The sequence below is a fragment of the Halorhabdus rudnickae genome (assembly GCF_900880625.1).
GTDB classification, from domain to species: domain Archaea; phylum Halobacteriota; class Halobacteria; order Halobacteriales; family Haloarculaceae; genus Halorhabdus; species Halorhabdus rudnickae.
In genome coordinates, this window is sequence record NZ_CAAHFB010000001.1 from 554,765 (window position 1) to 572,909 (window position 18,145).

Here is an 18,145-nt window from a genome sequence, read left to right on the forward strand (position 1 = left end):
CGGTGAATTACCACGGTCGATTATTCTAGGGGAAGTTTAAACTGTCTGCCAGTCGACCCCGTGTACGAACGCATGCACGTAGACGAAATCGACTCGCTCGCGGTACTGGGTGCGGGGACAATGGGCCACGGGATCACGGAAGTCGCCGCACTCGCAGGATATGATGTCACGTTGCGCGACATCAACGAGGAACTCGTCGAGGAGGGGTACGACCAGATCGACTGGAGCTTAGAGAAGATGGCCGATCGAGAATACATCACGGAGGCCGAGGCTGATGCGGCCCGTGGCCGGATCGAGCCGGTCGTCCCGGTCGAGGACGCCGTCTCTGATGCGGACGTCGTGATCGAGGCCGTGCCGGAAGATATGGCGATCAAAGAGGACGTCTACACTGAGGTCGACGAATACGCGCCGGAGGAGGCGATCTACGCGACGAACACGTCGAGTCTGTCGATCACTGACCTCTCGGAGTTGACCGATCGGCCGGGCCAGTTCTGCGGGATGCACTTTTTCAATCCGCCGGTCCGGATGGACCTCGTCGAGGTCATTCGCGGGGCACACACTGACGACGAGACCCTCGAGACGATCGAGGCGGTCGCGGAAGACCTCGGGAAAACGTCGGTCCGCGTCCAGAAGGACAGTCCGGGATTCATCGTCAACCGGATCCTCATCCCGATGCTCAACGAGGCCGCCTGGCTCGTCGAGGACGACGTGGCGAGCATCGAGGTGGTCGACGCGACCGCGACCGAGAACCTCGGCTTGCCGATGGGTGCCTTCGAGTTGAGCGACCAGATCGGCAACGACGTGACGCTGCACATCCTCGAATACCTCCAGGCGGTGCTGGGAGACGCGTACGATCCGGCACCGTTGCTCGAGGCGGCTGTCGAGGAGGAACGACTCGGTCGCAAGACCGACGACGGGTTCTACGACTACGACGACGGCGGGGCCGAGTACGAGGACACCGAGACAAGCGAGAACGTCGAGCACCGACTGCTGGCCGTGATGGCCAACGAGACGGCCCAGCTTCTCGATAACGACGTGGCGACGACCGACGCGATCGATCAGGCGATGGGACTCGGTGCGGGCTTCCCCGATGGTCCGGTCGCACTTTCGGAAACCGCCGGCCTGGACACGCTCGTCGAGACGCTCGACGAAGCCCACGAAGAGACTGGAGCCGAGCGGTACGTCACGGCGGAGTACCTGCGGACGGCAGCCGACGCCGGGGGGTTCGACACATGAGCGGCGACAGGGCCGACTTCGAGACGCTGGTGGTCGATGTCGAAGACGCAGTCGGACGGATCACGATCGACCGTCCCGAACGGATGAACGCCATCAGCCCGACGCTGCTGACGGAGTTGGCCGACGCGATCGAGGCGCTCGAGGCGGACGACGACGTGCGGGCTGTCGTCCTCGCTGGCTCGGGTGACCGAGCGTTCTCCGCCGGCGCAGACCTCTCGGCGATCACCGAGGGGACAGCGGTCGACGTAGCGGAGCTTTCCCGCAATGGCCAGGAGACGTTCGCCGCTGTCAAGGAATGTTCGAAGCCGGTCGTGGCCGCGATCGACGGATTCTGCCTCGGCGGTGGGATGGAGCTGGCCACCCACGCCGATCTCCGGGTCGCGACCGAGGACGCCGTCTTCGGGCAGACAGAGCACAATCTCGGACTGATGCCCGGCTGGGGCGGGACCCAGCGCCTCCAGCGCATCGTCGGCGAAGGCCGCGCCAAGGAGATCATCTTCACGGCCGATCACTTCGACGCAGAAACGATGGCCGACTACGGCTTCCTCAACGAGGTGCTTCCGGAGGGCGATTTCGACGAGCGCATCGACGAACTCGCGGCCGACCTCGCGGCCGGTCCACCGATCGCCCAAGAACTCACCAAGCGGGCGATGCACAACGGACAGGATAACGTCCAGGCCGGCCTTGAGATCGAGGCTCAGGCGTTCGGACTCCTGCGGGACACCAACGATCTGCTGGAAGGGATCGACGCCTTCCAGGAGGACCGGGTTCCGGAGTTTACCGGCGAGTGAGGGACTGATTCGGCTCCGGTCGGTTTTGTCGCTGGCGGAGGAAGAGAGCCCACAGATGAGGTCAGTTTTCGACTGTCTCGACGATGTCGGTGGCGAGATCTGCATAGCGGTCGGTCCCGGTTCCCTTCCGGACGTAGCCGTCGATCGATTCCGCGTCCAACTCGGCGTCGATGGCTGACCGGTCGCGACCGGTAAAAAAGAAAAAGGCGAGGTCCGGATCACGGTCGCGGACCGCCTCGAGGAACTCGACGCCGGTCATCTCGGGCATCGTATAGTCGCTGACCACGCAATCAACAGCCGCCGGATCGGCTTCGATTGCCTCCAGTGCTGCAGCCGTCCGCGTCATCGTCTCGACGTCGAGCCGCTCGACCTCTCGCTCCAGGAAGGTCGCACTGATGTCGAGGATGTCGCGATCCTCGTCGACGAGCAGGACGGTGATCGACTCAGACATTGATGCTCTCGAACCTACGAGGTCCTGGCTTTTGTATCTTGAGATGGTATCACTGACTGCAGTTGCGACGGACTGCAATGGGTAGATTCCAGGGCGACTGAAGAGTTGGCGGGATCGAAACGGTCACGGACAGCAGTGTGGGGGTTGGAGGCGTCGTTCAGGCGGTCGCCTCGGATTGCCGGTCCGGTTCGATGTTGACGACGCTGAACCCACACTCCGGACAGCGCCACTTGATTTTCGTCCCGAGTTCCATCGTCGTGCGAGCGATCCGGACGAACGCACGGGTCGTCTCACACCGCGGGCAGTGTCGTTCCGATGTCTCGGCCATACTCGTGTTCGGTCGGCGAGTCCCCTCAACGTTTGGACGCCGGCCATTTTCGTCCAGGATTAAGAGTCTCGAGCCACTTGGAGAGACCATGTCATTGTATACCGGTCGCGGTGACGACGGCAATACCGACCTGCGAGACGCCTCGCGGGTGTCAAAGGCAGGGTCGCGCATCGGAGCCTACGGAACGGTCGACGAACTCAACGCCCTGGTGGGGACGATCAGACCGACGGGAGACGACGATGTGGACGATACACTCGCGGCCGTCCAGAACCACCTCCACGTCCTCCAGGCGGAGTTTGCGAACCCGAGCCCGGGCGATGACGACCCGACTATCCAAGCCGCTCACGTCGAGCGACTCGAAGCGTGGATCGACGAGTTCGACGCGGAACTGCCGCCCCTGGAGTCGTTCGTTCTCCCGGGGGGTTCAGAGACGGGTAGCGCGCTGCATCATGCCAGGACAGTCTGCCGGCGAGCCGAACGGCGTGCGGTCGCGCTGGCCGAAGAGACAGGGACGATCCGGGAGCAACCGCTGACGTATCTGAACCGACTGTCGGATCTGTTGTTCGCGCTGGCACGCCTTCGCAACCACCGCGAGGGCGTCCCCGAAGAGTCACCCACGTACTGACCGCTGACAAAAGGGCGTTTGGGATGCTATCCTACCGAACAGGTCGCGACAACCGTTTTATTCGTGGTTGGCGTACTGAATAGTATGAACAAGCACTTCGAAGACGCACGGTACTACCTCAAGCGGGCGGGCAAAACAGCCAAGAAAGGCGTGTCAGAGGAACTCGAAGTGGTCATGGAGCGGTTCGACGAGATGACCGGCAACGAGAAAGAACCCGAACCGAGCCGCCTCGATGCGGTCAAAGCCGATCTGACCGAGCTACAGGACAACGCCGAGGGCGAGGCAAAAGAGGCCACCGCGGACGCCCGTGAGAAGATGGAGGACTATCGATCGGACAACTGAAGACTCCGGATTCAGGGGCCAGCCGACAGCTTGGTGTTCCCACTGGACGATAGCGAGCGATCGGACACCCCCCAACAGGGAAGCGACAGTCGTTCGAACGGCTCAGTGGAACAAGTACTATCACTCGAGAGAAGGTATGGTTATCGGATTCGAAAACCCCGGAGGTAACTATATTACCGTCTCAGGCCGATATTCGTTATGATTGAGCCGTCGTCGATCGACGTGTTGCTCGTCGACGATAGTGGATTCTTCCGGACTGTCGTTTCCGATAAACTCACCGATTCGGAGGCACTGTCGGTACGAAAGGCGGGTTCCGGGCCGAAAGCTTTGGAGGTGCTTGAACGTGAGGCCATCGACTGCGTCGTGAGTGACTTCGAAATGCCGGAGATGACCGGCCTCGAGCTGTACGAACGTGTCGAAGCGAAGTACGGCCTTCCCTTCGTGTTATTAACTGGCCAGGGCGACGAGGAAACTGCCAGCCTAGCGATCGGTGCCGGCGTCGACGACTACCTGCGGAAAGAAGAGATCGCAGAGAGCGGGCAACTGGACCTGCTCGCCAATCGGATTCGGAACGTCGTCACACAGCGACAGGCCCGCGAGAAGTACGAGTTGCTGGTGAACAACACGCCCGACGAGATATCACAGGTCGGCAACGACGGGACGATCATGGCAACCAACGAGGCGACAGCACGGTCGTTCGACACGACACAATCCGCGCTGGTCGGGCAACATCTGACGGACATTCTGCCGAAAGAGACGGCGGCTGGACGTCTCGAAGAGGGCCGGAAAGCCCTCACGGTCAATTCGGCGGTCACATTCCAGGACAGCGTCGGGTATCGCCACTTCCACAACATCGCCGTGCCAGTGAGCGTCGGCAACGAAGCGGACTCGTTTCAATTAATCACGCGGGACATCACGCAACAGAAACGACGCGAGCAGCAACTCGAAGCAAGGACTGAGAAGTTGGCGGTTATCAATCGTCTCGTCCGCCACGACATCAACAACGACATCCAGTTGCTCATCGGGTGGGCTGATGGTGTCAGCGGGCACGTCAACGACGAGGGCCAGGACTACCTGGAACGCATTCAGGACACCTGCGATCACATCTCAGAGTTGACGACTATCGCGCGTGACTTCGTCGAATCGATCGGGAGCGACACGGACCTAGAGTACTCGAGCATGAATCTGCGCTATATTCTCAAGTCCGAAGTCGAAAAAGCCGAGAGACGACACGAACGTCTCGTCGTCGAGCGGGACGGCGAGATTCCAAACGTGTCCGTCAGGGGGAACGAACTCCTCTCGTCGGTATTCGGGAATCTCCTGAGCAACGCCGTCCGTCACAACGACAAGAGCGAACCGAGAGTGACCATCTACGTCGAGGAGGGCGAGATGGACGTACAGATTTACGTCGCGGACAACGGGCCCGGTATCCCCGAAGCAACTATCGACGGGATCTTCGGCAAGGGAGAGATGGGTCCCGAGAGCCCCGGAACCGGGATCGGCCTCTATCTGGTTCACACGATCGTCGAGCGCTTTGACGGGCACGTCAGCGTCGAGAACGCTGCTGACCGAGCCGCTGAAGGGGACGCAACTGTGACCGGCGATGGTGGCTGTGTGTTCACAGTCGAACTCCCGAAACGGCTCTGAGCACTCAGAGTGGGTCAGCGAGCGTTTCCTCGGGTACCGAAAGGACCGTCTCGTTGGTGCTTCGAAACTACGGGACCTTCGAGATCGGAAAACAACTGTTAAGTTGGGTGCTGGATTAGGCTGGAATGGCCGGGTTGGTGATCTAGTCCGGTTATGATACCTCCTTCACACGGAGGAAGTCGGCGGTTCAAATCCGCCCCAACCCACTTTTGCCGCGAACAACTCGTGAGCGGCAAATGCGGTTAGGAGAATTTGAGACCCAGAGGACGAGCGTAGCGGAGGCCTTGCGGTTCAAATCCGCCCCAACCCATTCTTAGGACGCACCCGGCCTGTGTGGAGAACGTGTGATCGTGGAGAGTCGATCCGGGATCACGTGCCAACGAGGGGAACGAACGTCTACTGATCGTCGTGAGTGCCTGACGTCTCAGACGACATATCAGCCGTTGACTTGCGCTGGTCTTCGACAGAGAACGCTTCGAGTGAAGCGGCCAGTTCGGTCGCCCGGTCTTTGAGTTCGGTCGCGTTGTTGGCGATCTCTGTGACGGACGCCGTTTGTTCCTCGGCGGCAGCGGAAACCTGTTCGGCGTCTTCGGTAACGGTTTGGCTGATCTCAGAGACTTCGTCGACACGGCTCACAACGCGTTGTGTCGAGTCGGCCTGTTCGTCGGTCGTCGTGTTGATGTCCTGAATACCCTGGTTGGTGTCTTCGATAGCGTCGACGATCTCCTCCAGTGCGTTGGAAGCTTCTCTGACTGTCGCAACGCCGTCGCTGATCTGGTCGCTCGTCGTCCGGATATCTGAGACGGTCTCGTCGGTCGCTTCCTGAAGCTCCTCGATCTGGGTCTCGATCTGTTCGGCGGAGGATCTGGTCTCTTCGGCAAGGTTTTTCACTTCGTTAGCAACGACGTCGAACCCGTCGCCGCTGTCGTCGGCGTGTGCCGCTTCGATGTTCGCGTTGAGGGCCAGTAGGTTCGTCTGCTCGGCGATATCGGTGATGAAATCGACGACTTCGCCGATCTCATCCATCTGGGACTGGAGTTCGAGGATCTGCTCGACAGCCGTCTCCGAGCGAGCCTCAATTTCGGCCATGTCGTCGATAGCGGATTGGGCCGCCCGGCGGCCTTCTTTGCCACGTGTAGCCGTGTCGTCGGCCCGTTGGGCGACAGTTTCGGACGCGGAGGCAATCTCTTCGATACTCGCCGAGAGGTCGTTCATCTCGCCAGCGGTTTCCTGAAGCGTCTCGTTTTGTTGGAGTGCTCCGTCCGAGATTTGCTGGATGCGGGTGGCGACAGTTTGGCTTGTTGTCTCGATCTCTCCGGCACCGGACGCGACTTCCTCACTTGCCGTTGCGACCTGCTCTGCAAACGCCTTGACGCCACCGACAGTCTCTTCTAGCTGCTCGATCATCGCGTTGAATTCGCGTGCGATCTCGGCCATTGCTTCTTGTTCGACATCGGCGTCCATCCGGCGCGTGAGATCACCATCGGCGACGGAGCGCATCACCTCGCTGTAGGCCGCGGCGCGCTGTTTGAGCTGCCTGCTGACCGCTTCGGCTTCCTGCCTGGCCGCTTCCGCTTCTGCCTGAGCCGACTCCGCTTCACTCCGGGCACTTTCCGCGTCTTCGAGTGCCTCTTCGGCCTCGGTAATTCGTTCACGGAGGGAATTGCGCATTGCGTCGAAGCTGTCGTACAGCCGCCCGATCTCGTCTTCGCGCTTGGTCGCTAGGTCCACGTCGAGTTCGCCGGCTTCCATCTGCTGGGCCCGTGACCGGAGTTGTGTCAGGGGACCGATCGTCCGCTTTCCGAGGACGATACCGACAACAACGAGAGAGACCAAAGCGAGTGCCACTAACAACAGGACCGACTGGGCAACGTCGTCACGGACGGCGAAGGCCGTGGAAGTCTCAACGTCAGTCATGGCCACCCAGTCAGTCCCCGGCACCGACGCGTAGGCATAGACCCGATCGGAGCCGATCCGCGACGTTGTTCCGTTGGCCGTTCCGTTGCGGATCATTTCGAATTCCGTGGCGTGACTGGTAGCCGATACTGTCCGATCGATATCGAGCACCGTCTCGCCGGCAACGTTGACGATGGTCGTCCGCTGGTCGCTGTTGGAGCTCTGGACGCGTTCGAGCTGTGGCTGGATTCGACTGACGACGACCAAATAGGAGCTGGGTCGCTGTGGGACAGAACTGGCAAAAGCCATCACCGGCCGATCGTTGAGAACGGGGGAGCGATAAGAGCGGGTAGACTGCCAGACGCGGCTGTTCTCTCCAGGACCTTCCGGAACCTCGGCGTCGGTCCACGGTGCCGTGAGCTCCTCAAGTGTCCGTCCCTCGATCGGGCGCTCAGTACTCGCGACGACCTGGTTTTGGCTTTTGTTGACGTAGTGCATGCTCACGATGTCTTCAGAGAGCAGCTGATCCTGGAGGAGGATATGTGCGGCAGCCGTGCGATCGCTCTGGAGGCCGTCACCGCTGGAGACCGACCTGGTGCTTGTTCGCATCTCTTGGACCCACGAACCGATCGACTCACCCTGGAGGCTACTGGTCTCCTCTAACTGCTGGGTGGTGCTCGATTCGACGGTCTGCCCCGCCTGTACGTAGGTGAAAGCTCCGACACCCGCGATCACGAGCACGACAGCGAGAAACGCGATCGCAAACTGTGCAGCGTACCGCTGACGGACGAATTCGGGGACGATTCGACGCCCGTACCGTGCAAGTCCTGTTCTGGGGCTGTCGGCCATCCGTAATCACTCCTTGACCTCTGTTGGGACCGTAATGTCACCAGCGACGATGTCCTCTCTGGACTGCTGGATTGCTGTCTTGACGTCGTTCGGTATCGCTGGTTCGAGTGACGTCCCGTAGACCAGATCGACACCTTTGGATTCAACGCCGAGTGGGACGACGCTCCCACCCTGGAATCCGCCCTCGACGACGTTGCTAGTGGCTGTATAAATAGCGTTGTCGACGCGCTTGACCATACTTGCGAGGATGACGTCTGCATATCGTGGATTGCTTCGGGACTGGTCGGCGTCGACGCCGATCGCGTACCGGTTTGCAGCCTGAGCAGCTTGAAAGACGCCCAGACCGGCCCCTCCAGCCGCGTGATAGACGATATCCGCACCGTCGTCGTACATTGCCTGTGCCATGTCGAACGCCGTCTGTACGTCGGCGAAGTTTCCGACGTAGGACGTACGGACGGTTACCTCGGGGTCAGCGTAGGTCACGCCCGCTCGATATCCGGCCTCGAATCGTTCCATCAGATCGTTTTCGGGCCCACCGACGAACCCAACGATCCGTTCCTCGGGGTTCGTTGTTCCGGTCCCAAGCGTAATGTCTCTGCTAGTTAACTTGCCAGCGAGATGGCCTGCCTCGAATGAGCCCTGGTGCTCTTTGAAAACGTAACTGGCGACGTTCTCGGCGTCGACAGTCGCATCGACGATCATAAACTGCTGATCTGGGTATTCGGACGCGATCTCGCTCAGCGATTCCTGCTGGACGAAGCCGATACAACAGAGCAGATCGTACGTCGGTGTCTCACTGCGTGCAAGCTCTCGTTGTAGCCTCGCCATATCCTCGGCCGAGTCCGGCTCGTGGTTCGAGAACGAAATGCCGTAGTCGAGTCGTGCTCGCTGGATCCCCCTGTTGGCCGCATCGTTGAACGAGCGATCGTCAAGGCCAGCGAGCGCGTAGATCATGCCGACCTGCGTAGCGTCTTCGTTTGTGTCTTCACCCGTCGCGGGAGCCGTTTCGGTTTCGGTATTTGCAGTGCCATCGCCGAGACAACCGGCGAGCCCAGCAATACCGATGCCAGCAGTGGCACCGAGTAACTTTCGTCTACTATATTTTTTTGAACGCATTGATGCTAACTATCCGGTACAGGTAGGTTCGAAGCTATAAGCTTGTACTTCCTAATATCAGTACTGATATTGTCACTATACAACACAATAAATGAGGCCAGTCTCGGTGCGTGGGCCGACTGGGTCTCCCATCGAGAGGAGACAGAGACTCGTGTGGCGCCGCTCACACCTAATCACGCAACAATCGCTGGATTGTAGACGCTAGGCTGAGGTATGACTTGATGATTGCCCGATCTGGACTGCAGGTTCGAGAAGATTTAAATACGCCGACGCCATCCCAACGAACGCAAATGTCCAACACATCCGAGGTTGCGTCGGGATCCCCGGCGGATCGAGTTCTTCCAGGGCACACTCGATAGTACGTCCGAAATCACGGACGCACGGATTTTCGATACGACGCTTCGCGACGGGGAACAGACGCCGCGCACCTCGTTTTCTTACGAAGATAAACGAGAAATAGCGGCGCTACTCGACGAAATGGGCACCCACGTCATCGAGGCTGGGTTCCCCGTCAACTCCGACGCGGAGTTCGAGGCGGTGCGTGACATCGCCGAAAGTACCACGACGACCACCTGCGGGCTCGCCCGCGTCGTCGAGGAGGACGTCAAAGCGGCCATCGACTCGGGCGTCGAATTGGTCCACGTGTTCGTCTCGACCAGCGACGTCCAACTCGAGGACTCGATGCACGCGACCCGCGAGGACGCCGTCGAGCGGGCCGTCGAGTCAGTCGAGCGCGTCAAGGAGGCTGGTGTCGAGTGCATGTTCTCGCCAATGGACGCGACCCGTACTGACGAGGACTTTCTGCTCGATGTAGTCGAGGCCGTCACCGAGGCGGGCACCGACTGGATCAACATCCCCGACACGACCGGCGTCGCGACGCCCGGTCGCTTCACGGAGATAGTTGGCAAAGTCGTCGCCCACACGGACGCCCGCGTCGACGTCCACACCCACGACGACTTCGGGCTGGCAACGGCCAACGCTCTCGCAGGCTACGAGGCCGGCGGCGCACAGGCCCAGGTCAGCGTCAATGGCATCGGCGAACGCGCTGGCAACGCGGCCTACGAAGAAGTAGTCATGGCCGTAGAAAGCCTGTACGACGTGGATACGGGCATCGACACGACTCAGATCACCGAACTGTCCCGACTGATCGAGGAAAAAAGTGGCGTCGACACGCCGGGCAACAAACCCGTCGTCGGCGAGAACGCCTTCTCCCACGAGTCGGGCATCCACGCCGCGGGCGTCATCGAAAACAGCGATACGTTCGAACCTGGCGTGATGACTCCCGAGATGGTCGGTGCCGAGCGCGAACTCGTCTTGGGCAAGCACACCGGTCAGCACTCGGTCCGGGAACGACTGGTCGAGGCCGGGTTCTCGCCGTCGGACAGTGACGTACGAGAAGTAACCCGCCGCGTCAAGGAGTTCGGTGCCGAGGACAACCGCGTCACGATGGACGTCCTCGAACGGTTCGCACGCGACGTGGGCGTCGAGCAGACACGTGAGGAGGTCAGTGCCTGACGATGGCGTCCACGTCGTTCGCGCCGATCGGCCAGCGATTGCTGTACGCCACTCCCTCCGGCGTTCGTGGATCCATCTCACGGAACGTTTATAACGAACGACTACGATCATCCAGTACCGATGCGCCTGCTGGTCACGTCCGGGGTTCGATCCGGCGCTACCAGTGGGTCCGCCCTGCTTCTCGTCGGTATTGTAGGGGCTCTATAGCCCCAACAGTACCCCATTCTCCACGACGATCGGACGGCGCTTCGACCACCAGCGAGCAGACCAAATCCATGACATATAAGAGACAATACACGTCGGGGCCGCGGGCAGGTCGTCCGCGGCCGGCACCCACCGCACGGAGGTATCGACCATGAGTGAACGCGCGTTCCATCAAGATCGCGAGCCGGAACCGCCGGCCGAAGAGGATGAGGAAGCGAGCGACGACACTCGTGAAGTGACGACGGGGGCGGAAGCCGCGATAATCGCCTTAGAGGAGGCAGGGGTCGACATGGCCTTCGGCGTCCAGGGCGGGGCGATCATGCCCGTCTACGATGCGCTCTATGACTCGGACATCGAGCATATCACGATGGCCCACGAGCAGGGGGCAGCCCACGCCGCCGACGCCTACGGGATCGTCTCGGGCGATCCCGGCGTCGCAATGGCGACTTCGGGACCAGGAGCGACCAATCTCGTGACGGGCATCGCCGACGCCTCGATGGACTCGGATCCGATGATCGCGCTGACCGGCCAGGTCGCGACGGACTTCGTCGGTAACGACGCCTTCCAGGAGGTCGACACTGTTGGCATTACCCAGCCGATCACCAAACAGAACTACTTCGCCGGCGATCCGGACACCCTCGGTGCGGACGTCAGCGAGGCCTTCGCACTGGCCGATGCCGGCCGACAGGGCCCGACGCTGGTCGACCTCCCGAAGGACGCCAGCAAGGCCGAGACCGACGTCCAGCCGGTCTCCCCGGAGACGCCGAACACCTATCATCCACCGGAGACCGCCGACGAGGCAGTCATCGAGGCTGCGGCGGAGACCTTAGCGGAGGCCGATCGGCCGGTCATCCTCTCGGGTGGCGGCGTCATCAAGGGCGAGGCACACGACGAACTGCGTGCGTTCGCTCGCGAGTACGATATCCCCGTGATCACGACCATGCCCGGCCTGGGGAGCTTCCCCGAGACCGACGACCTCTCGCTGGGCATGGCGGGGATGCACGGGACCGGCGCGGCCAACCTGGCGATCACGAACTGCGACGTGTTACTGGGCGTCGGGACGCGCTTCGACGACCGCCTCACCGGCGGCGTCGATAGCTTCGCGCCGGACGCCGAAGTCATCCACGTCGAGATCGATCCCGCCGAGATCAACAAGAACATCTATGCCGAATACCCGCTGCTGGGCGACGCCGAACGCGTCCTCGAACAGCTCGACGACGGGCTGAGGGACGCACCCGAGGCCGACGAATGGCGCGAGCAGTGCCAGACCTGGAAAGACGAGTACCCGCTGGACTACGAGACGCCCGAAGACGAACCGCTGAAACCCCAGTACGTCGTCGAGCGCTTCGCCGAGCTGGCAGACGACGATGCGATCGTCACGACCGGTGTCGGCCAACATCAGATGTGGGCCTGCCAGTTCTGGACCTACACCGAGCCACGGACCTGGGTCTCTTCGAATGGCCTGGGGACGATGGGCTACGGCGTCCCGTCGGCGATCGGTGCCAAACTGGGCGCGCCGGACAAGGAGGTCGTTACCTTCGACGGCGACGGCTCGTTCCTGATGACGATGCAGGAACTGTCCGTGGCGGTCCGCGAGGATCTGGACATCACGTACGTCATCCTCAACAACGAGGCCATCGGGATGGTCCGCCAGTGGCAGGACGGGTTCTACGAGGGACGACGGATGGCAAGCGAGTATCCGTGGATCCCCGAGTTCGACCTGCTGGCGGAATCGTTCGGTGCGCGCGGGTTCCGACTGGAAGAGCACGACCAGGTCGACGACGTGATTCAGCAGGCTCGCGAGTACGACGGCCCCGCAGTCATCGACGCGATCATCGACCCCGGTGAGAACGTCTATCCGATGGTTCCCAGCGGCGGAGACAACGGCCTGTTCGCACTCTCGGAAGAACAACTAAACAACCTCTAACGATGAGCAGTGGAGAACTCCCAGGGCCGGCCCCCGGCGATCGGATGCGACCCGAGGGACGGCGCAACATGCAAGGTATTCGTATCGACCCGGAAGCAGAAGCGACCCACCAGCCCCGCTATGCGGTGCTCTCGGCGCTGGTCAAACACGAGCCCGGCGTCCTCGCCGAAGTGTCGGGGCTGTTCAGCCGCCGGCAGTTCAACATCGAGAGCCTCACTGTCGGGCCGACGACCGAGGAGAACGTCGCCCGGATGACGATCGTCATCGAGGAGGCCGAGCCGGGCATCGAGCAGGCCAAAAAGCAACTCGAGAAGCTCGTTCCAACCATCGCCGTCGAGGAGCTACAACCCGAGGCGATGCGGCGGGAACTCGCCCTCGTGAAAGTGCGGGGCGAGAAGCCCGACGACATCCAGTCGGTCGCGGAGATGTACGGCGGCCAAGCCGTCGACGCCTCGACGAACGCCGTGACCGTCGAGATCACGGGCAGCAAGCAGAAGATCGACGCCGCCGTTGAGGCATTCAAGCAGTTCGACGTCGAGGAGGTCGTCCGGACCGGCGCGGCGGCTCTCGAACGCGGCGCGGAGACGATGGACGCAAACGGGTACGCGAGTAAGAAGTAGCCAGATAATCGAACACGGCGACACGATAGATTGAACACTGACCCAATCGGAATCGAAAACGACACACTACCGATGACTGACGAATTCGACACGACTGTCTACTACGACGAGGACGCGGACGAATCGTATCTCGAAGACGTAACTGTAGCGGTCCTTGGCTTTGGCAGCCAGGGCCACGCCCACGCTCAGAATCTCGACGACAGCGGGGTCGACGTGGTCGTTGGCCTGCCGGAAGACAACGACGATCGCCCGGTCGTCGAGGACGCTGGCTTGCGGGTCGAGACGCCTGCCGACGCCGCGGCCGAGGGTGACATCGTCGTCATGCTCGTCCCGGACAACGTCCAGCCGGTCGTCTACGACGACATCGCCGACAATCTGGAGCCGGGCGACACGCTGCAGTTCGCACACGGATTCAACATCCACTACGGCCAGATCGAGCCGCCGGAAGGCGTCGACGTGACGATGGTCGCCCCGAAGTCCCCGGGGCACCTGGTCCGTCGAACCTACCAGCGCGGCGAGGGGACGCCAGGTCTGGTCGCCGTCGAACAGAACGAGAGCGGCGAGGCCAGAGAAGAAGCCCTGGCCTACGCGAAGGCCATCGGCTGTACGCGGGCGGGCGTCATCGAGACGACCTTCCGCGAGGAGACCGAGACCGACCTCTTCGGCGAGCAGGCCGTCCTGTGTGGCGGCGTCACCGAGATGATGAAGGTCGGCTACGAGACGCTGGTCGACGCCGGCTACTCCCCGGAGATGGCCTACTTCGAGGTCATGAACGAGATGAAGCTCATTGTCGACCTGATCTACGAAGGTGGACTCATGGAAATGTGGAACTCCGTCTCCGATACAGCCGAGTACGGCGGGCTGACTCGCGGAGAGTACGTCATCGACGATTCGGCCAGGGAGGGGATGGAGCAGATCTTAGAAGAGGTCCAGGACGGCACGTTCGCCAAAGAGTGGATCTCGGAGAACCAGACCAACCGGCCCAGCTACAAGCAACTGCGAGAGGCCGAGCAGAATCACGAAATCGAGGAAGTCGGCGAACCGCTCCGGGAGCTGTTCTCCTGGGACGAGGGAGCCGAGTGAACGACCCGAGACAATGAAACCACGTTATCGAGCGCAGACGACAGACAGAGTGCGAGTATGAGCCAGGGAACGCTGTACGACAAGGTGTGGGATCGCCACAAGGTAACGACGCTGCCCAATGGGCAGGATCAGCTGTTCGTGGGGCTACACCTCATCCACGAGGTCACCAGCCCGCAGGCCTTCGGCATGCTTCGGGAACGGGACATCGAGGTCGCCCGGCCGGACCTGACTCACGCGACCGTCGATCACATCGTCCCGACGGCCGATCAGTCTCGGCCCTACAGCGACGACGCGGCCGAGGAGATGATGTCCGAACTCGAAGAGAACGTCCACGATGCGGGCATCGAATTTTCCGACCCGACAACGGGCGATCAGGGCATCGTCCACGTCATCGGCCCGGAGCAGGGCATCACCCAGCCCGGCAAGACGATCGTCTGTGGCGACAGCCACACATCGACGCACGGGGCCTTTGGCGCGCTGGCGTTTGGCATCGGAACCTCTCAGATCCGGGACGTCCTGGCCACCCAGTGTATCGCCATGGAGAAACAGAAGGTCCGGAAGATCCAGGTCGATGGCGAACTGGGACCGGGTGTCGAAGCCAAAGATATCATCCTGGAAATTATCCGGCGATTGGGCACCGACGGCGGCGTCGGCTACGTCTATGAGTACGCTGGCGAGGCCATCGAGAACCTGGACATGGAAGGCCGAATGAGCATCTGTAACATGTCCATCGAGGGTGGCGCTCGCGCGGGCTACGTCAACCCCGACGAGACCACCTACGAGTGGATGGAAGACACCGACTACTTCCAGGAGAACCCCGAGGCCTTCGACGAGCTGAAACCGTACTGGGAATCCATCCGTAGCGACGAGGACGCCCAGTACGACGACGTGGTTCACATCGACGCGAACGAACTGGAGCCGGTCGTCACGTGGGGCACGACTCCGGGCCAGGGCATCGGTATCTCCGATCCGATCCCCGCACCCGAGGATCTGCCCGAGGACAAACAGGAGACGGCCCGGCGTGCCCAGGAGCACATGCGGGTCGAACCCGGCGAGACCATGGCGGGCTACGACATCGACGTGGTCTTCCTGGGTTCGTGTACGAATGCACGCCTGCCCGACTTGCGCCGTGCGGCCAACATCGTCGAGGGCCGAGAGGTCGACGACAGCGTCCGGGCGATGGTCGTCCCTGGTAGCCAGCGCGTCCAGCAGGCCGCCGAGGAGGAGGGCCTGGCGGACATCTTCCGCGAAGCCGGTTTCGAGTGGCGCAACGCCGGCTGTTCGATGTGTCTGGGGATGAACGAAGACCAACTGGAGGGTGATGAGGCCTCGGCCTCGTCGTCGAATCGGAACTTCGTCGGTCGCCAGGGCAGCAAAGACGGCCGGACCGTCCTGATGAACCCCCAGATGGTCGCCGCGGCGGCGATCACCGGGGAAGTAACTGACGTGCGCGAACTGTCGGAGGTGACTCCCGCATGAGCGACTTCGACGCCGACATCCCTGAAGTGCGCGAAGTGACCGGGACAGGCGTGCCCATCCGCGGGAACGACATCGACACCGACCAGATCATCCCCGCGCGGTTCATGAAGGTCGTCACCTTCGACGGCCTGGGCCAGTTCGCCTTTTTCGATGTCCGCTACGACGACGATGACAACCAGAAAGACCACCCGATGAACGAGGACCAGTTCCGGGGCGCCAACGTGATGGTCGTCAACGACAACTTCGGGTGTGGGTCCTCCCGGGAACACGCGCCCCAGGCCCTGATGCGTTGGGGAATCGACGCGTTCATCGGCGAGTCCTTCGCGGAAATCTTCGCTGGCAACTGTCTCGCGCTGGGGATGCCGACCGTGACGGCCGATCACGAGACGATCGCCGACCTGCAGGACTGGATCGAGGCGAATCCCGACGGTGAGATCGACATCGACGTCGAGGCCGAAACTGTCACCTACGGCGAACAGATGGTAGAGGTCACTGTCGACAATGCTCAACGCCAGGCTCTGGTCGATGGGATTTGGGATACGACAGCGTTGATGAGTGCAAACGAAACCGAGATCGATCGAACGGCCGAATCGTTGCCGTACGTCAAAGAGGCCTGAACGCCGTCGATCCCGCTCACCGGTCTACGGTTCGTCGGTCCCCAAGTGCGACCTCGAAGGCGTCTTCGTCGTCGAGTTCGGCTACGACTGCGTCGAGTTCTCGTTTCAGCGAGTCGAGTTCTGCGTCGGTTGCTGTCGGTTCCCCGTCGGCCGTCGCTTTCTCGTCGTTACGTTCGTGTCTACGGGCGAGTTCATAAAATCGGGTGAGCAGTCGGTCGTATCGTGCCCGTCGCTGTAGCCGTTCGACGATCTTGCGGGAGGCGTCCTCGATACGATCGAGATCGAGGACTGCGTCAGCACGACCGGCGACGGATCCGTCCGAGCTACCCAGCCACAAGATCTGAAAGGAAAGTTCATCCGATGCACGCGCCACAAAGAGATCCGACGGCGGCCCTTCCATGGATTCGTCGATGACGGTTACGGCAATCGAGGCGTCGAGGCTGTCCAGCGCGCTGTCGAGCGTCGTCGCGATCCGGACAGGCCAGTGGTCTCTGAGAATCGACGTGATCGACAAACGTCGTTTTTCCTCCGGAGAGGCGACCAACACAGCGTCCTGCGTCGAGGGCATCGTGCAGAAGAGTATCACGGGCAGCGACCAAAATGATCGGGGCGCGATCGGTGGACCGGAGCGACGGGGGGCTTGCGTCGAGGCGCTTCACTCCGAACGAGAGTCCGCACAGACCGTTGCGTCGAACAGCGGTGCTAGCGTATCGAACGTCCGGTCAGGATGGCCGTCAGCGTCGATGTGATAGTGTGCGATCGCGCCGGCTTGCTCGACCCGCGCGGTGAGCACGTTGAGGAAGCGATGGAGCGTGCGTTCGGACTCGAACTGCAAGAGATCCGTCAACGAATCGATACAGACGACGACGGGGCCCTGATCGGCGTTCTCGAGTTGCGTGGCGAGCTCGCTTCCGATACGCTGGAGATCGACGTCCTCGACCTCGGCAACGTTGACAATCGCACCGTTCTGACCGCCGAACCCGTCGGCCGACATCGCCGCGGACCGACCGCCGTGGGAAACGTCGACAAACGATAGCGTGGTTTCGACAGGGTCGATTACGGTACTCCACTCGGACATCCGTTCGCCGGGAGAGGACGCGATCGTCACACTGAGGACCGTCCCGGGCGCTCCCGCGCGGGTCAACAGGTCACGACAGTGTTGGTTCTTCGCGTTACCGATCGCCGGACAGACACAGAGGACGTTTGAGACTGTTTCGGCAGCGTCGACACCCTGCGAGAGCTCGTCACTCATAGACGAACCCTCCCGGGGGCACCGTAAGTATTTCTCTCATTTGTGTTACCTACCAACGATTACAATACTAACAATTAAGTAAGTTACGGGAGGGGCTATCTACACGTTCGCACCGGCGAAAGAAGGCATTGTGCGGTCTCCTCTCTTCGTATCCCATATTTATATAT

General features: G+C 61.5%; 15 protein-coding genes, 1 tRNA gene and 1 pseudogene. 11 read left to right on the top strand and 6 right to left on the bottom strand.

The features are described 5' to 3' along the window. The first annotated feature begins 72 nt into the window (after positions 1 to 72). Positions 73 to 2,027 (top strand): annotated as a pseudogene (locus tag BN2694_RS02825) (enoyl-CoA hydratase-related protein). Positions 2,028 to 2,088: 61 nt separating this feature from the next. Here BN2694_RS02825 and BN2694_RS02830 read toward each other — a convergent pair. After that, positions 2,089 to 2,478, bottom strand: coding sequence for a response regulator (locus tag BN2694_RS02830; protein ID WP_135662416.1), 390 nt, complete (start codon positions 2,476 to 2,478; stop codon positions 2,089 to 2,091). Between the two features lie 157 nt (positions 2,479 to 2,635). Further along, positions 2,636 to 2,806, bottom strand: a complete 171-nt coding sequence (locus BN2694_RS16945) for a DUF7838 family putative zinc beta-ribbon protein (RefSeq protein WP_167879949.1) — start codon at positions 2,804 to 2,806, stop codon at positions 2,636 to 2,638. An 88-nt stretch (positions 2,807 to 2,894) separates the two neighbouring features. On the opposite strand from BN2694_RS16945, the gene BN2694_RS02835 reads away from it, so the two are divergent. From BN2694_RS02835 to BN2694_RS02850, 4 genes are all read left to right on the top strand, one after another. Then, on the top strand, positions 2,895 to 3,431 hold the full coding sequence (locus BN2694_RS02835; protein WP_135662418.1) for a cob(I)yrinic acid a,c-diamide adenosyltransferase: 537 nt from the start codon (positions 2,895 to 2,897) through the stop codon (positions 3,429 to 3,431). Positions 3,432 to 3,515: 84 nt separating this feature from the next. Then, complete coding sequence (locus BN2694_RS02840; RefSeq protein WP_135662420.1) at positions 3,516 to 3,773, top strand: DUF7553 family protein; 258 nt, start codon at positions 3,516 to 3,518, stop codon at positions 3,771 to 3,773. 198 nt (positions 3,774 to 3,971) lie between these two features. After that, positions 3,972 to 5,420, top strand: a complete 1,449-nt coding sequence (locus BN2694_RS02845) for a response regulator (protein WP_135662422.1) — start codon at positions 3,972 to 3,974, stop codon at positions 5,418 to 5,420. A 131-nt stretch (positions 5,421 to 5,551) separates the two neighbouring features. Then, a tRNA-Val gene (locus BN2694_RS02850) sits at positions 5,552 to 5,626 on the top strand. Between the two features lie 190 nt (positions 5,627 to 5,816). On the opposite strand, the gene BN2694_RS02855 is transcribed toward BN2694_RS02850, so the two are convergent. Both BN2694_RS02855 and BN2694_RS02860 read right to left on the bottom strand, forming a co-directional pair. Next, complete coding sequence (locus BN2694_RS02855; protein WP_135662425.1) at positions 5,817 to 8,165, bottom strand: methyl-accepting chemotaxis protein; 2,349 nt, start codon at positions 8,163 to 8,165, stop codon at positions 5,817 to 5,819. Between the two features lie 6 nt (positions 8,166 to 8,171). Beyond that, entirely contained in the window at positions 8,172 to 9,281 is a 1,110-nt protein-coding gene (locus tag BN2694_RS02860) for a BMP family lipoprotein (RefSeq protein ID WP_135662427.1), read from the bottom strand. Positions 9,282 to 9,590: 309 nt separating this feature from the next. On the opposite strand from BN2694_RS02860, the gene BN2694_RS02865 reads away from it, so the two are divergent. From BN2694_RS02865 to leuD, 6 genes are all read left to right on the top strand, one after another. Beyond that, positions 9,591 to 10,796 carry a LeuA family protein gene (locus BN2694_RS02865; RefSeq protein WP_244605339.1) on the top strand — a complete coding sequence of 402 codons (1,206 nt, stop codon included), beginning with the start codon at positions 9,591 to 9,593 and terminating at the stop codon, positions 10,794 to 10,796. A 355-nt stretch (positions 10,797 to 11,151) separates the two neighbouring features. Further along, on the top strand, positions 11,152 to 12,927 hold the full coding sequence (gene ilvB, locus BN2694_RS02870) for a biosynthetic-type acetolactate synthase large subunit (protein WP_135662431.1): 1,776 nt from the start codon (positions 11,152 to 11,154) through the stop codon (positions 12,925 to 12,927). A 2-nt stretch (positions 12,928 to 12,929) separates the two neighbouring features. After that, entirely contained in the window at positions 12,930 to 13,547 is a 618-nt protein-coding gene (ilvN, locus tag BN2694_RS02875) for an acetolactate synthase small subunit (protein WP_135662434.1), read from the top strand. A gap of 72 nt (positions 13,548 to 13,619) precedes the next feature. After that, the gene (gene ilvC / locus BN2694_RS02880) at positions 13,620 to 14,630 is read left to right on the top strand and encodes a ketol-acid reductoisomerase (RefSeq protein ID WP_135662436.1); all 1,011 of its coding nucleotides are present in this window, start codon (positions 13,620 to 13,622) and stop codon (positions 14,628 to 14,630) included. A gap of 57 nt (positions 14,631 to 14,687) precedes the next feature. Continuing rightward, positions 14,688 to 16,109, top strand: a complete 1,422-nt coding sequence (gene leuC, locus BN2694_RS02885; RefSeq protein ID WP_135662438.1) for a 3-isopropylmalate dehydratase large subunit — start codon at positions 14,688 to 14,690, stop codon at positions 16,107 to 16,109. Continuing rightward, the gene (gene leuD, locus BN2694_RS02890; protein ID WP_135662440.1) at positions 16,106 to 16,726 is read left to right on the top strand and encodes a 3-isopropylmalate dehydratase small subunit; all 621 of its coding nucleotides are present in this window, start codon (positions 16,106 to 16,108) and stop codon (positions 16,724 to 16,726) included. Before leuC ends, leuD begins: the two co-directional genes overlap by 4 nt. A 16-nt stretch (positions 16,727 to 16,742) precedes the next feature. On the opposite strand, the gene BN2694_RS02895 is transcribed toward leuD, so the two are convergent. Beyond that, positions 16,743 to 17,294, bottom strand: a complete 552-nt coding sequence (locus tag BN2694_RS02895; protein ID WP_135662442.1) for a hypothetical protein — start codon at positions 17,292 to 17,294, stop codon at positions 16,743 to 16,745. Positions 17,295 to 17,381: 87 nt separating this feature from the next. Further along, positions 17,382 to 17,978 carry a DUF7504 family protein gene (locus BN2694_RS02900; protein ID WP_135662444.1) on the bottom strand — a complete coding sequence of 199 codons (597 nt, stop codon included), beginning with the start codon at positions 17,976 to 17,978 and terminating at the stop codon, positions 17,382 to 17,384. Between the last annotated feature and the right edge of the window lie 167 nt (positions 17,979 to 18,145).